This is a genomic window from Coprococcus eutactus (assembly GCF_001404675.1).
GTDB lineage: Bacteria > Bacillota > Clostridia > Lachnospirales > Lachnospiraceae > Coprococcus > Coprococcus aceti.
This window is the reverse complement of sequence record NZ_CYXU01000005.1, coordinates 170,020-184,830: the sequence shown is the minus strand read 5'-3', so window position 1 is coordinate 184,830 and position 14,811 is coordinate 170,020. Positions and strand designations below refer to the sequence as shown.

General features: G+C 40.8%; 13 protein-coding genes. 1 reads left to right on the top strand and 12 read right to left on the bottom strand.

Annotation, left to right across the window (positions count from 1 at the left end; all coding sequences use genetic code 11):
• Positions 1–16: 16 nt before the first annotated feature.
• The 7 genes from ARA78_RS10850 to ARA78_RS10820 all read right to left on the bottom strand — a co-directional run bounded on the left by ARA78_RS10850 (position 17) and on the right by ARA78_RS10820 (position 5,379).
• Complete coding sequence (locus ARA78_RS10850) at positions 17–955, bottom strand: DUF6273 domain-containing protein (protein WP_055280514.1); 939 nt, start codon at positions 953–955, stop codon at positions 17–19.
• Positions 956–1,021: 66 nt separating this feature from the next.
• Positions 1,022–1,330, bottom strand: a complete 309-nt coding sequence (locus ARA78_RS14310) for a DUF6273 domain-containing protein (protein WP_278319469.1) — start codon at positions 1,328–1,330, stop codon at positions 1,022–1,024.
• The gene (locus ARA78_RS14405) at positions 1,305–1,754 is read right to left on the bottom strand and encodes a DUF6273 domain-containing protein (RefSeq protein ID WP_156329453.1); all 450 of its coding nucleotides are present in this window, start codon (positions 1,752–1,754) and stop codon (positions 1,305–1,307) included. Before ARA78_RS14405 ends, ARA78_RS14310 begins: the two co-directional genes overlap by 26 nt.
• Positions 1,755–1,938: 184 nt before the next feature.
• Positions 1,939–2,352 carry a DUF6273 domain-containing protein gene (locus ARA78_RS10835; protein WP_278319470.1) on the bottom strand — a complete coding sequence of 138 codons (414 nt, stop codon included), beginning with the start codon at positions 2,350–2,352 and terminating at the stop codon, positions 1,939–1,941.
• Positions 2,353–2,663: 311 nt separating this feature from the next.
• Positions 2,664–3,518, bottom strand: coding sequence for a DUF6273 domain-containing protein (locus tag ARA78_RS10830; RefSeq protein ID WP_156329451.1), 855 nt, complete (start codon positions 3,516–3,518; stop codon positions 2,664–2,666).
• Between the two features lie 168 nt (positions 3,519–3,686).
• A complete protein-coding gene (locus tag ARA78_RS14305; protein WP_055280509.1) occupies positions 3,687–4,574 on the bottom strand; it encodes a DUF6273 domain-containing protein in 888 nt (295 codons plus the stop codon).
• Between the two features lie 160 nt (positions 4,575–4,734).
• A complete protein-coding gene (locus tag ARA78_RS10820) occupies positions 4,735–5,379 on the bottom strand; it encodes a LytR/AlgR family response regulator transcription factor (protein ID WP_172674921.1) in 645 nt (214 codons plus the stop codon).
• Positions 5,380–5,829: 450 nt separating this feature from the next.
• On the opposite strand from ARA78_RS10820, the gene ARA78_RS10815 reads away from it, so the two are divergent.
• Positions 5,830–7,848: a hypothetical protein gene (locus ARA78_RS10815; protein WP_055280507.1), complete on the top strand. Its 2,019-nt coding sequence runs from the start codon at positions 5,830–5,832 to the stop codon at positions 7,846–7,848.
• A 48-nt stretch (positions 7,849–7,896) separates the two neighbouring features.
• Here the strand turns inward: ARA78_RS10815 and ARA78_RS10810 are convergent, their stop codons facing one another.
• The 5 genes from ARA78_RS10810 to cls all read right to left on the bottom strand — a co-directional run bounded on the left by ARA78_RS10810 (position 7,897) and on the right by cls (position 14,805).
• On the bottom strand, positions 7,897–9,222 hold the full coding sequence (locus ARA78_RS10810) for an MFS transporter (protein ID WP_055280506.1): 1,326 nt from the start codon (positions 9,220–9,222) through the stop codon (positions 7,897–7,899).
• The gene (locus tag ARA78_RS10805; protein ID WP_055280505.1) at positions 9,215–9,829 is read right to left on the bottom strand and encodes a PBECR4 domain-containing protein; all 615 of its coding nucleotides are present in this window, start codon (positions 9,827–9,829) and stop codon (positions 9,215–9,217) included. The genes ARA78_RS10810 and ARA78_RS10805 overlap by 8 nt, the downstream gene beginning before the upstream one ends.
• Positions 9,830–10,108: 279 nt before the next feature.
• Complete coding sequence (gene tyrS / locus ARA78_RS10800) at positions 10,109–11,329, bottom strand: tyrosine--tRNA ligase (RefSeq protein ID WP_055280504.1); 1,221 nt, start codon at positions 11,327–11,329, stop codon at positions 10,109–10,111.
• A 146-nt stretch (positions 11,330–11,475) separates the two neighbouring features.
• Positions 11,476–13,257: an O-antigen ligase family protein gene (locus ARA78_RS10795; protein WP_055280503.1), complete on the bottom strand. Its 1,782-nt coding sequence runs from the start codon at positions 13,255–13,257 to the stop codon at positions 11,476–11,478.
• 15 nt (positions 13,258–13,272) lie between these two features.
• A complete protein-coding gene (cls, locus tag ARA78_RS10790; protein ID WP_022216246.1) occupies positions 13,273–14,805 on the bottom strand; it encodes a cardiolipin synthase in 1,533 nt (510 codons plus the stop codon).
• Positions 14,806–14,811: the final 6 nt, after the last annotated feature.

Here is a 14,811-nt window from a genome sequence, read left to right as displayed (position 1 = left end):
TAATAAAGATTCGACCTTAGCTGGTACGCAACCACAAAGCTGGTCGCACTCCAATCTGATCACTATCTAATCTAATTCCTGCAGTGCTTTTGCTTCCGTCCTCGGTAACCAAGGCAGCAAACGTATTGTCGCATCCCGGCGAGCGCAGCCACCAACCAAGGCATTTAATTCTAAGTCTACCAAGTTTTTCATCAACTCTTCTTGTTACAGCTGCTTTTATATAATCATTATCCTTCAAATATGTGTCAACTTCCTCTATGCTAAGACAAAACACCTTATCATTGGTTTCATTTCCACCTGATGTACTATATAACTTATTATTGTTATTCTTTACAATACTTGATTGTACCCTTCCTTTTTCTACGTCTGAAAAACAATTTTTGTAAAACTCCCCATTCAAATATTTTCTCAATTCACAAGTTTCCCAAGTCATTGATATTCTATCAGAATTGTATGGCATAATGTCCAACACATTTTTCGACAATAACAGTGTCCTATCATTCTCTTTCGCCAATACTATCCAGTCTATTGATACACCTGCGAAAGTTCCAAATTCAATCGTGCTGCCTACTCCGATATTATTATTTTCAACAATATTATTTGTATTAAGATATTGCGTATATTTAACTAGCAGATTGTTTATTTTTTCTTCTAGCTGTAAATTTTTGTTTCTTAGTTCACATAAAGGACATGTCAAAGAAATTTTCTTATCATAACCCATTCCACAAGTAGGACATGTTGTTTTATTACCAACACTCTGTTTCACATTACCATTTATAGTTTTTTTCTTATCCTCTGTACATATAAATGAAATAGTTGGATAACTAGAAATTTCAATTCTTTTTTGCTCAGTAACAGTATCCTCTATTTCTTCTTTACTTAACCCACAACCCGGACATTTGGAAACCCTAGACGATATTTCTCTTCCACATTCTGGGCATTTAATTAATGACATATTCTCTTATTCCTCCCTACATCTCATTTTTTAACTGATGACATTATACATATCACCGAATGTATATCAACAATACTTTATCCACATCGCAGGTCTGACAACTCCACGTTCACTGGTGACATTATTTCCTCCAACAACAATTGTGCCATCACCACTGACATAGGATGCATAGTAATCATAATTTCCTGGCGAACGAAGCCACCAGCATCCCGACTCAACCTCACCATTGAAAATCCCATTGTTAAGTGCATATTCCGCAACAGTACACAACCGCTCTGTATCACTTGTGAACAAATCTCTTGCTTCCTCCAAAGAAAGTAAAAACACCTTGTCCTTTGTGTCACCACAACTACCTAAAATTTTCTTTATTTTCAACGCTTATTTCTATAATTCTTGATTGCTCTTTTTCGCTAAAAAAATAGTAAATAATTTCATCATTTAGATATTTACGCAAACTACTTTTCTCCCAGCTTACTGACCACATTCTATTGTTATATGACATATATGACAGTCCATATTTTGCCAATAGCAATGCCTTGTCCCTCATCGTGTCTAATACAATCCACGCTATAGCATTTCCGTTAAGTTCACCCAACTCAATCTCATCGCCTTTTCTTAAATAGCTTACAGTGCGATCCTGATTTCTTTGCAACTGCTGCATGCTTTCTTTTGTTTTATCCAACAATTTTCGTCGCATTTCACATAGTGGACATGATGAGTAAATCCGTCTGTCATATTCTATTCTACACTTCGGGCACTTACCTTTTTCTTCAGATCCCATGCTATATTCTCTATCCATATTTTGGAGTACTGCAATGGTTGGTCTACTGCATCGTTCTTTATGCTGCAGTCTTTCTATATCAGTCTTCGTAATTCCGCATCCAGGACAACTTAATGCAAAATATGAAATCTCACACCCGCATTCTGGGGCATATAAATAAAGCCATCCTTACACCTCTCTGCTAACAAATACCTCTTATCACTTATCCTTCTACATATGACATGTCCACCCATAATGCTGGACGAACAGAGCACAAATCAGTTACCTGGCACCCACTTTCATCAATTGTCCCATCAAAAGTCACATCCGCTGACACTTTTCCGTACCCAGGATTACGAAGCCACCATCTGGATGCTTCTCCACCTATCCCCAGCGCACTTCTGTAACTGTCTTTTACAAAATAACCTTTTGCCTCATCAGCAGTTAAACAAAATACAAAATCCTCCGTGCATTTATGTTTCGTGTTTTGTCCCACACTATTTACAACATTTGTAAACTTGATAACTTTTTTCTCCTGTGTATTAAATGCTATATCAAAAAAGCTCTCATTAAGCCAATTTATCAACGTACATTCTCTCCATGTAACATTCTCAAAGCTTTCTTTGTACTGAACCAGTCCAAGCGTTTTTTTCAGATATCAACAGAACCTTAACATTCATACGGTCTGTACATAAGATAATCCAGTTTATTGGGAATCACCTATATCTTCCTAGCGTTACAACTGTTTTCTTAAACTCAAAATTAGCTAATTGAACATCAATAATATGTTTGAAACGTATCCCCCCCACTTCCATTGCTACACTACAATCTATTCTAGGTGAAAGTAACCGCCAATCACCATTAGAAAATGTATTTTTTCCAATACGAAACGCAACGCTAATGCACAGACAATCCTTACTATTTATAATATAACTTTCACTACTAGATTTAACAATTTAATTTGATCCATAATGCCGGTCGGATACCACAATAATCACTATCCACGACATTTCCAGATTCTTTAACGAAGCCATTCCCCGAGACAAACGCAGCCAAAAAACCATTCAAACCCATTGATCTCAGCCACCAACTAGCGCCTTTAGTTCTTATTCCCATAAATCTTTTCATACTTTCTGCCGTAACTTTACCTTTAGCATAATCTGTTGGAATAGCCATTCTATCTTTGTAACATTCAAAATATTCACACACCTCACTTAAGCTCAAACAGAATACTTTATCTAAAGTCTCATTATTATCCATTGTTCTACATACCTTGTCTCTTGATTTCTTTATAAAAACTTGATCTATGCATAATTTCTCTTCTTTAGAAAAACTTTTTTCAACGAATTCGCTATTTAGATATCTTCGCAAATAGGATTCTTCCCATTTTACTAATTGTCTTGTTTTATTATAAGGAATAATATCAAGAATATTTTTAGATATAAGCAGAATCCTATTATTCTCTTTTTTCAATACAAGCCATTCTATCGGCTGATCCGCATATTTTCCAAACCTAACAACATCTCCTTCTTTGCATGTATCATATTCAGACTTGCCATCTTCCACTCTGCTCTCACCACATATTCTTTTTCCCCTAGCAACCTCACTTCGAGGATAATCTATTTTATCCGAATCGAATACTAAGGATAATGTTGGGTAAGCAACAATTTCTTCAATACTATATTCTTTACTATTGATTTTCTCATTATCTATATTCGGCTTTGCATCACATATCGTTTCCTTCACAATTTGGATGTTCTTTTGTTTTTTTTCAATCATTACTTGTAAGTCTTCTTTTACCATACCACACCCAAAACATTTTAATGCCCGATCTGATATTTCTCGTCCACACTTTGGACATTTTATTAACGACATACCTCTCCCACTTTCTACTAATAATCAAATTCATTACAAATTATCACTATTTTATATACGTACTACTCGATAATTTAAAATAAACAGTAACTATTTTCACTTAATGCATATCCATAACGCTGGTCTAACACCACACGAAATGCTATTCACTAAATTTCCCGGCTCCATAATGAAACCGTTCCCCCCCACAGCTGGTGCTAGAAAATCATCAATTCCCATTGAGCGCAACCACCAGTCACCGCCACCATGCTTTTCATTTAAAAGATATCTTATATTATATTCCGAAGCTTTTCTTTTAACATATTCTGTCGGAATCGCTACTCTATCCTCACAAAACTCAAAATATTTAAAAACTTCACTTAAACTTAAGCAGAATACCATATCTACTGTTTCTTTTTTTCTAGACATTTCACCACTTCTATTACTCGTATCCTTTACACAAACCTGCTCTATTAGTAGTTTTTCTTCTTTTGAAAAACTTTTTTCAACAAATTCATTATTCAGATATCTTCTCAACGAGCATTCTTTCCATATTGCATCTTCTCGTTTCTCATTATAAGGTAATAAATCAATAATATTTCTTGATATAATTAGAGCTTTATTATTTATAATTTTTAATACAATCCATTCTATAGGCTTATTCGCATAATTTCCAAATCTAATAATATCGCCTTCTTCACAAGCTACATATTTAAACTTACCATACTTCATTCCACATGCACTTTCACCGTTAACCCATTGGTTTTTAGCATAAAGTATTTTATCTGAAGTGGGAACAATAGATATAGTTGGATAATCAGCAATCTCTCTGAAATTAAATTCTTTCTTTTTAAGTTTATCATAGTCTATATGCAATTTTGCATCATTAGCATTTTGCTCTACAAACATTTTTTGTATATCATCCTTTGCTATTCCACATCCCGGACAACTTAAGGCTCTATCCGATATTTCTCGTCCACATTCTGGACATTTTATTAATGCCATTGCGTTCCTCCACTCATCTTCTACTACATTTCTATAACTTAGATTCTTAAAATTTATATCAATTACTGTTATATTTTATATTATTTTATAAAAATATGCGATAGAATTGCATAACAACATAACATTATTTTGGATAATTCAATACAGGATGAATAACAAGCTATCCTCCCACCACATCACCATACCGTCTTCCAATCTTTATCACCGCACCATCCATCATTGTGACAGTCTGATGATTATATTGCTTTATATGATTCTTATTAACCACAGCTGATGCGGAACATCTCACGAAATTATCCGGCAATTCTTTAATTATCTCACTTAATGGTCTGTATTCACAGAACACTCTATTTTCATTCTCTTCAGTCCTTGCGGTATAGAATTTGGTTACTCGATTTTCTATCTTTATATACATTATCTCCTGGCAATCCAATATAATAATATTTCTGTCAAATCTGATTTTGATAAAAGCCTTACTCTTCTCACTCATTAAAGCTTCAATTAGTCTACCGGTAGTCATAACCAACCTGCCATCATGACGACCTTTGAGCATACAGTTCACATGTCTGCTTTCGTATATATCAAGTTCATTAGGGATTTTATTTGTATAAAAAATGATATTGCAGGATGGCGCTGCTTTATTGATACGTTTTGCAAGCTCTACGCCATTTCTGCCGTTATAGAATGACAATTCAGTTATAAATATGTCATAATCAAATCTCTGATCGTCCAGATCTAACATTATCGACTCAAGGGAATGTGAAGCAATCGTCACATTATCCTTATCAATAACAGCGTTTTTCATTTGAGATTCCAAAAGATACACCGTTCGACGTGTTTCGTCCTCATTCACGTCACACACTCCGATTTTCACCATATTGAATTTTCTCTCCCCTCATTTATCTATGCGGTTCTCCGCCTCATTACCATCTAAATGTATCGGATTATGAGAATATATTCAATTATTACCATACATTATAAAGTCTGAAGTAATATACCTTTTAGTCATTCAAACAGGTATAGCAATCAGTGCATTGCCTATTATTCATTTTTCAGTGTCTATTCTGTTTTAGAGGATTTTTCATTAAATCAATGGGTAAAAAACATATTTTTTATGACCAAATCTTGTCTTCTTCTGTTGAATCCGACAAATATTTATTATATATTCATATATAATTGGAAAATCATTCTATAATAACTGGAATCACAGTTGAAATATCACGCCTAAATAAACACCTGAGGGGGGGAATGCAATATGAATTACCGTACCAAACCGGCTGAAAACGTATATTCTTTAGAGGAATTATTTATAAAATATCTTGGTCTTGATATACCAATCGTTCCACAGACATCTTCATATTCGAATAAGCACACATTTAGCCAACTATTTTTCACACGTAATCCTAACCAATCTGACGATATTGATGTTATCCTGTCGTATTCTGTATTTAAAGAGTCGTCCATTGATGAGCTTAAAAAGGTTGCCTCATCACCAAAACTGCCTCTTTACTATCTCATCCACCCAAATGAGAGTTATCCTACAGGACAGAAGCTTGGATCGTTTTTTTCTAATCTTGCTACTAAGAATTACAATGGCAGCATGCAGCCGGCTCCTGTACGTGAACTTCTAAGTTCCATAGACTATGATAAGTTATGTGACCATTTGGATACTATGATCGAAAAAAGATGTGACATAGATGACTCTTTCATAACCAAACTTCAGACCTACCTGAGTAATGTCATATCAACAGACAGTCATCTGCCACATTACTGTACTATGTTCAAGTGCACATCACCATCAGAATATCTGGCCACCATACTGCTTTATTCCCTGTTTGATGATGTAAACTTCCCTGCATATGCTTCAGGAGTCGCCCTCACAAGAAAAGATTTTACCGACAAACGAGTCAAAGAAAATGACCTCAACAACCCACACTTCCAAAAACTGATGAACGATGCCAGCAGAGTAAATAAACTCCAGGCATTTGCCACATACACGCTCATAGTGTTGTACTCGGCCCAGATGCTGGCAACCATATTCTCATCAGTGTGGATAAGTAACTATGATGAGACGAGCTTTAAGGGGACTCTGTTCAGTATCGTGATGCTCTGTGCCTCCATCATCCTGACAGCGCTGAGATTTATCCCTTTCTCGCTCCACAAGAAATATTCCGATCTGAGTCTCGTACTGGAGCACTCCGTGCTGGATGAGAAGAATAATACTTACAGCATTACATATAACCATTTTCAGAACTGTTCGGAGTCATTCAATGCCATACAGAGAAATCGCAGACTGATCATCACTCTATTTTGCATAGCGGGCGTACTTTTTGTCGTGATATCATTTGTGTTCAACAGCTTCCCGCTTCTGGTTGCTCTGGTCAGCGCGTCATTTGGCGGAGTGATGCTCATAGACAGCATGCTGTATGACCACATTGCATACAGGAAATACGATTCCTACTTTTCCGATCAGACCTCCGGACACTCGCCCTCATCTGGATATGGGGTGGCGCGCATGTGCTCGTGGGATTACGATTCCAAACTGGATTCATTCAGACATACCGGATACAACAGGCTCACCAATTACAGTGAGGACTGCATACGACATATATACGACCAGGTATCCGATTGCTCCAGATATAGCTGGGCGACCCTGACCGCATTTATCATCACCCTGTCGTCCCTGGGTGTGATCGCGGAGATCCTGCAGCTTGTAAAACCGGATTTTGGATACTTTCGTATGCCAACAGCCTCCATGCTGTATTCAGTGTCCATGATCCTGATCCTGTTAAATGGTATCCTGAACATACTGATACTTCTGAGGGCCAGAACCCACTATCAGAAAATGGCTGATTTCTCGTTCTATGCGGGCAATCCGGATTCTGATAACCTTGCCGTGAGCCAGCTGTTCAGGCACCACCTGTATGCGGGCAATATCTCAGATCTGGCGATCGCAAGGGGGATATATAACTATAACTTCTGCAAATTTGAAGAGGGCGTATGCACTTCAGACATACAGCCTCCGGATGACAGATATCACCCGATGTACATTGTAAATCAGAAGATCCATCTCATCACGGATGTGGCTCTATGTATATTTGTGGCATATTTCAGCGTAGCTGTGTGGCATACCAACAAGCTGTCGAACATTATCGCACTGCTATTTCTGACTGGCATCTATGTCATATGGGCATTTCTCCTGTATCCGCTGCTCAAATACAGGAAGATAAAGAAAAAAATTAGAAAACTTTTAAATGAACAGAAACAGGCATAATAAAACTCCCGGAACGGCACATTCATCTGTACCATTCCCGGGAGTTTTTCACGCCTGACGGTCTGATCTGATTTTCAGATGTCTATTTATCACTATCATCGCTGCCACGAGCGGTATGCCGAGGAACATCAGTTTTGTCCACCGCATTCCGGCTATCCCCACCACAATGCTGATGGCAAATATTCCAAGCTGATCTCCTATTCCATAGGCAAATGTGGACATAGCCGAGGCTCTACCCCTTACCTCCGGAGCAGCACTCTCCATCACCATCATATTGATGAGCTCCTCTGAGGAGTAATAAGATCCGCTCATACTTCCCCACAGGATTCCCATCAGAACAGGGGATGCCATACGCCCTGCTCCAATTATGAATACGCAGCCTGACACAAGGCTCAATGTGATTCCGGCTGCAACCACGTATTCGCGGCGTGTTCTGTCAGCCGCTATTCCTGTGATAACATTCACCGCGAGCGCTGTCATCGGCTGCCACACCAGGACTAGATTGACATTTTTCTCACTCATTCCGCCAAATGCCAGAAGTGGCTCATTGTAATACTGTATGCCAGCCGTGGCAAGTCCGACAGCACAAATAGATATCAGCAACGCCTTAGTTCTATTTTGTTTACATAACGCTCCAAGTGTCTGTATAAAATGAATATTTCCATCTTTTACAGATTCCCTTTTTATTAATGTTTCGTTTGTGGCCGTTTCATTTTCTTGTATTTCATCACCGCCGCAACTGCCTTGTCCCGCTGCAGACCTCACCACCATGTATATTCCCATGCACGCAAGTATTACAACACCACCGGCAATTCCCACAACATATATCTCCTGCCAGCCATGCCCGGATCTATTGGCAACCAAAGATCTCATCAGCGGAATACACATGGCCGCTGCCATGGCTGTTCCACCGCATATTCCCCTCACTGTGGCACGCCTGTTTGCGGGCAGCATATCCACTATGTATATCATATGTATATCCAATGAGTAGCCGAGTATCAGTATTCCATTTCCAAGGAGATAGATTATAAGGCTGTCCGCCAGCATACATATGACACTGCCCACCGCCAGAAGTGCAACATTTATGAACAGCATCACCTTTCTTCCAATTATGTCCGCGTAAGATCTCACAAATGGCGTGAGCATCCCGATGAGATAAAATGGTAGCATCATCCTGCTCATGTAAGCCACACCTTCATCCGCACTCATTTCACGGGCATCTATGAGGAATGTAGTAACCGACAGTGACTGCGTTCTACCGAATATCTCTGTGCAGTAGGAGTCTATGAACTGGACTAGTATTATTAAGGCGGCAACTGCAATAGCAGTTCTCCCCAGATTTTTCTTATTGCAATCTACTGTACTGTTATTCATCCAACTCTAGTTTCTCCTGTATCTCATCTTTAAGATATTTCAAGTTGTCTATATCACCATAAGTCAATATATGATATTTTTTCTCACCTGTTTTCTTTTTCAACACATGTGATACTGAATATATCTTATCTGATTTACTGTTTTCTATTCCCTCAACTCTGAACGAATACGGGACTTTACAATTACCCTGTATCTCGCCTTGCGAATTTTTGTCATCCCCTAAACATACTGTAAACTCCAGATTTGCAACTCCTAACTTATAAGAAAATGTCTTCGTTTCTATATCTGTGATTACATTGGCATCTTTATCGATAATATCCCCTATGTCAACCAACATGTCTGTTTTCTTGTCTGCAAGATCATACGGATGCTCTTCATTGAAGAATATCTCTCCCGGCCTTAATCCTCGCTGCATCAATGCATGATTATAAAAATCATCCGCCTTTAGGCATGATGCCACTCCTGTTAAATGCATAAATGAAGATTTCTTAAACATAACCTCAAAATAATCATTATTGAATACAAACATAAATGTATTTCCAACAAATACCTCTTTATATTTTAATGCCGCTCTATGTATTCTCCGTATTATCTGTGACTTCCCCAATATTTTCCTCCTTATAGTACATAAAAAGGGAAGCTCATCGCTTCCCTTTTTTGAATAACCACTGGCCGTTCGCCTTGATATCACTCAAAGCATCTGCGTATGACCTAATCCTCATACTGGATATGATATTGTACTTTAAGTACCTTCGTATCACCCGAATCATTATATTGATATCATCGCAATAATATAGCCACGGATTCTTTGTTGCTCCGTGTGCAACCCAGTGCTTTCTTATTTATTATACTATACTAAACATATACATATGTCAATGTATATCTCTTACTTACTAACCTTCCTGAAGTTCTTCTTACCACGTCTCACAACAACGCCCTCTCCGTCGAACTTCTCCTCTGGAATTGTAGTCTGGACATCTGTGATCTTCTCGCCGTCCACAGCAACACCGCCCTGCTCTACGGCACGTCTGCCCTCGTTACGTGATGTAACAAGACCTGACTTAACGAGAACTGACACGATATCGATCGAGCCGTCCTTGAAGTCATCTGCTGTGAGTGTTACTGATGGCATGTCTGCTGCAACACCCTTGGAGAACAGTGCTCTTGCACTCTCCTGAGCCTTCACAGCCTCCTCCTCGCCGTGTACAAGCTTTGTAAGCTCGTATGCAAGGATCTCCTTTGCCTGGTTGAGCTGACTGCCCTCCCAGCTATCCATCTTATCTATCTCCTCAAGTGGAAGGAATGTGAGCATACGGATGCACTTCAGAACATCTGCATCTGCCACATTTCTCCAGTACTGGTAGAACTCAAATGGTGATGTCTTGTTAGGATCAAGCCATACAGCACCCTTCTGTGTCTTACCCATCTTCTTGCCCTCTGAGTTGAGGAGAAGTGTGATGGTCATGGCGTATGCATCCTTGCCAAGCTTTCTTCTGATGAGCTCTGTACCACCAAGCATATTGCTCCACTGGTCATCGCCGCCGAACTGCATGTTGCAGCCGTACTTCTGGTACAGTGCGTAGAAATCGTAACTCTGCATGATCATGTAGTTGAACTCAAGGAAGCTGAGTCCCTTCTCCATACGCTGCTTGTAGCACTCTGCACGAAGCATGTTGTTGACTGAGAAGCATGCTCCAACATCGCGGAGAACATCTACATAGTTCAGGTCGAGAAGCCAGTCTGCATTGTTGACGAGAAGCGCCTTGTCCTCTGAGAAGTCTATGAACTTGCTCATCTGCTTCTTGAAGCAGTCAACGTTGTGCTGGATAGTCTCCTTTGTCATCATCTGTCTCATATCTGTACGGCCTGATGGATCACCGATCATGGCTGTACCTCCACCTATCAGCGCGATAGGCTTGTTGCCTGCCATCTGAAGTCTCTTCATCAGACAGAGCGCCATGAAGTGGCCTACATGCAGGCTGTCAGCAGTCGGATCAAAGCCAATATAGAATACTGCCTTACCATTATTTACTAAATCTCTAATTTCATCTTCATCTGTTGTCTGCGCTATAAGCCCTCTGGCTACAAGCTCGTCATAAATCTGCATGTCCCTCTAGACCTCCTGTATTTATTTATTCAATGTGCGGTTCACTAGCACCACACAGGCAAATATTATAACATTTTGCTATGCACTGTGGCAAGTATATACACACAATTCCCTGTATTATTTTCTTATAAATCGTCCTTCACACATCATTTTCTGCCGCCATCTGCAAATTGACATATATATCTCCGGCACAGCCCTCCTGCCATGGCTATGAGCAGGAATATGTATGGCGTTGTGAGCGACTGGTTAAGATTGACAAATGCCTGAACGGCATACCCGGTTATCCCGAGCAGAACAGCTATCATACTGCCCTCATCCTCAGCATATCCAAGCAGGCACTCCAAGCCAGTCCCTGTCTTTGAACCTCTTACAGTTCTTGAATCTCTCGAGGCTGCCTTCTCCTTCGATCTTTTTCCTGCGGATTGACTGCTCATGCTTTCATTCTCATTCATCACAGCTCCTGATACCGCAGTTCTCACAAGCACACCACCTGTGGTAACCAGCAGTCCTACGTAACTCACTGCACCGAATATTCCTGTGGTTATCAGATACTGCAGATACTCATTGTGAGCATTATCATATATAACACCCACCGTATTCATCATATCGTCATAGTACCTGTCAGTCATGATCGCCTTCACTGATTCATTTCCATAACCGAACAGCCTCTGTGGAACACTGAAATCACTATACGCCTCCATGAGTCTCCTCCACACAAAACCCCTGTAGTTTCCCCAGGAATCTTCAAATGAAAATATACCCATGTGGTTGTGCGCCGCATATATAACAACAGCCACGATGCCTGCAAGTGATACGCCGACCGATACAGCAAGAGCTGCCTTTCCGCGGAACTTCACAGTCCACTTTGAAGCCAGCCTTATGGCCGCCCATACAACGAGAACGACCACGGACACTATCCACACCATCCGGCTGTCACTCACAAAGTAGCTCAGTCCGTCAAGCTCCGAATATCCACTGTCCGTCTGTCCCAGAATAATACTGATCGCCAGGACTCCGCACGCCATGACCAGGCATACATCCGCAAATTCTTTTATCTTTCCTCGGTATGACGCCCATATCCACGCAGCTATCATGGCACCGCCCACACCTGCGTATGCAAGGTTTGCATTGGATATGATCACCGCACCTGTTCCTGTGAGCACAGCGATGACTGCTGTTATCCGTATCACTATGCTCTCTTTTCCCTCCGAGCTGATATACGCCCCGGCTGCCACCGGAACCAGCACGCACAGGAAGCTTGCAAATATGTCGATATTGCCCAATGTGGATATGTATACATTTCTTATGCTCTGCATCAGCCCTTCCCTGAGTCCAAGGAAATCATATCCCATGAACTGGCATATGCCGACAATTCCCACAAATGAGCCCGCAAGCATGAATATGACCACCACATACCGCCTTATCCTGCAATATCTCGCCATACACACATACAGGAAAAAGGCCAGCAGCACGAACTGAAGTCCGCACCTTCTGCCCTCCTCGCCTGTATATGCTGCTGCCTTATTCCCTGACATAAAGAATGCCAGAACATTTGCCAGAACAAATCCTGCCATGAATATATCCATGGTCATGATATTATGCATATCCATAAAATGTCTCAGGCGTCCAATAAACCTGCTGCCATGTGCCGCCCCTGCTGAAGCATCTACATTCCCGCCTGAGCTCTGCAACCCATGCCCTGTGCTGACATTCCGTCCCAGCACATCCACCAGCACCGCCAGCACCATGAGCACCGCATATATGCACAGCGCAATATAGAACGCCCTGTACTTGGTTACTGTTATATCAAAATATTTGTCATGCATTATCAGGGGATATGCAGCCCCCATATATATAAGAAATAATGTGGTTATTCCGTTCTGAAGTTCCCGCCTGCCGTCTCCTGCAATGTTGTCTTTTCTGCCCATACGGCTATACTCCTTTTATAAAAGCGGTGACAATAATCTGAGTATCGCACCAAGTATATTCACCCTGCTTATGTTATTTCTGCACCACGGAATATCTATCTCCTCCGACTCGGCAAATGTATCCATCATATCCTTCTTCACATCTTCTATGGCCTTGCAGTCATACAGGAGAGTTCCACACTCAAAGTGGTGATAGAAGCTCCTGTTATCCAGATTGATGGATCCCACAGATGCAAGCTTGCCATCCATGAGCAAAGTCTTTGAATGTATAAATCCAGGCGTGTACTGATATATCTTCACACCCGCCAGAAGCAGCTCCTTGTAGCTGAACTGGGTCATCTTGTATATATATTTCTTGTCCGGAATGGCCGGCGTAACAATACGCACATCCACGCCCCTCTTGGCTGCCAGCTTCAGTGCCAGCATGAGCTCGTTACACACGATAAGATATGGGGTAAATATATAAATGTACTCCCGTGCATCATTTATCATCTGCATGTACAGATTCTCACCCACATTCTCTCCGCTCAGAGGACTGGACTTGTACGGCTGAACATATCCGTCACTTACGCCACTATAGTCGATCTCCACCGGTCTATAGTTGTTGTAGCTTCCCTCTGAATATCTGAAGCTGTTCCACATCTGAAGGAACATAACAGTGAAGCTCCAGGCGCCCTCGCCCTCAAGTCTCACTCCACTGTCCTTCCATTTGCCGTACTTCTCTATCTTGTTGATATACTCGTCAGCCATGTTGTAACCGCCGGTGTGAGCTATCTTGCCATCAATAACAGTGATCTTCCTGTGATCCCTGTTATTGAAGATAGTGGCAAAGAATGGAACCACCTGATTGAACGCCATACATTTGATACCGTAGGATTCAAGTTCCTTCCAGTAATACTTCGGCACATTGAACACAGATCCGATGTCATCATACATGAACCTGACATCAAGTCCCTCCGCAGCCTTGCGCTTCAATATCTCAAGTATGGTATCCCACATATAACCCTTGTCCACGATGAAATATTCCATGAATATATACTTCTCCGCACTCTCCAGGTCTCTGATGAGATCATCCATCACATCATCGCCTATGGCATAATACTTTACACTGGTATGCTTGTACAGAGGCGCCTCAGCCACATTCTCCATATAATTACATATCCTGTATGTAGGCTCCGACTTTAAATTCTCCGCTGGGACCCAGTTGTCCCCCTTGACGTTCTCATATACCTCCTGCTGGAGAACCCGCAGAAAATTCTTTCTGAGTTTTTTAGGTATCAGCACATGTCCATAGAGCACATACATGAGACCTCCCAGCACCGGGAATATGAGTATCGGCACCATCCATGCCATCTTTACCATAGGGTTAGTATCCTTTGTTATAAGATACATTACAACTATTACGCTGAGCAGCTTGAGAGCACCCGATATATAGATATATCTGTCCTGAAGAAAAACAACCCCCAGTATCATGATCGCCAACTGGACGACCACAAGAAAGCACGTTATTACCATTCTGCTTAGCAATCTGTTCAGTATCTTCTTCATATATTT

Excerpts from the sequence above, each read along its gene's own strand:
- ARA78_RS10820 (WP_172674921.1), bottom strand. The coding sequence starts at position 5,379 with ATGAAAAACGCTGTTATTGATAAGGATAATGTGACGATTGCTTCACAT.
- ARA78_RS10850 (WP_055280514.1), bottom strand. The coding sequence starts at position 955 with ATGTCATTAATTAAATGCCCAGAATGTGGAAGAGAAATATCGTCTAGG.
- ARA78_RS14405 (WP_156329453.1), bottom strand. The coding sequence starts at position 1,754 with ATGGATAGAGAATATAGCATGGGATCTGAAGAAAAAGGTAAGTGCCCG.
- ARA78_RS14305 (WP_055280509.1), bottom strand. The coding sequence starts at position 4,574 with ATGGCATTAATAAAATGTCCAGAATGTGGACGAGAAATATCGGATAGA.
- ARA78_RS10830 (WP_156329451.1), bottom strand. The coding sequence starts at position 3,518 with ATGGTAAAAGAAGACTTACAAGTAATGATTGAAAAAAAACAAAAGAAC.
- tyrS (WP_055280504.1), bottom strand. The coding sequence starts at position 11,329 with ATGCAGATTTATGACGAGCTTGTAGCCAGAGGGCTTATAGCGCAGACA.
- ARA78_RS10810 (WP_055280506.1), bottom strand. The coding sequence starts at position 9,222 with ATGAATAACAGTACAGTAGATTGCAATAAGAAAAATCTGGGGAGAACT.
- ARA78_RS10815 (WP_055280507.1), top strand. The coding sequence starts at position 5,830 with ATGAATTACCGTACCAAACCGGCTGAAAACGTATATTCTTTAGAGGAA.
- ARA78_RS10795 (WP_055280503.1), bottom strand. The coding sequence starts at position 13,257 with ATGGGCAGAAAAGACAACATTGCAGGAGACGGCAGGCGGGAACTTCAG.
- cls (WP_022216246.1), bottom strand. The coding sequence starts at position 14,805 with ATGAAGAAGATACTGAACAGATTGCTAAGCAGAATGGTAATAACGTGC.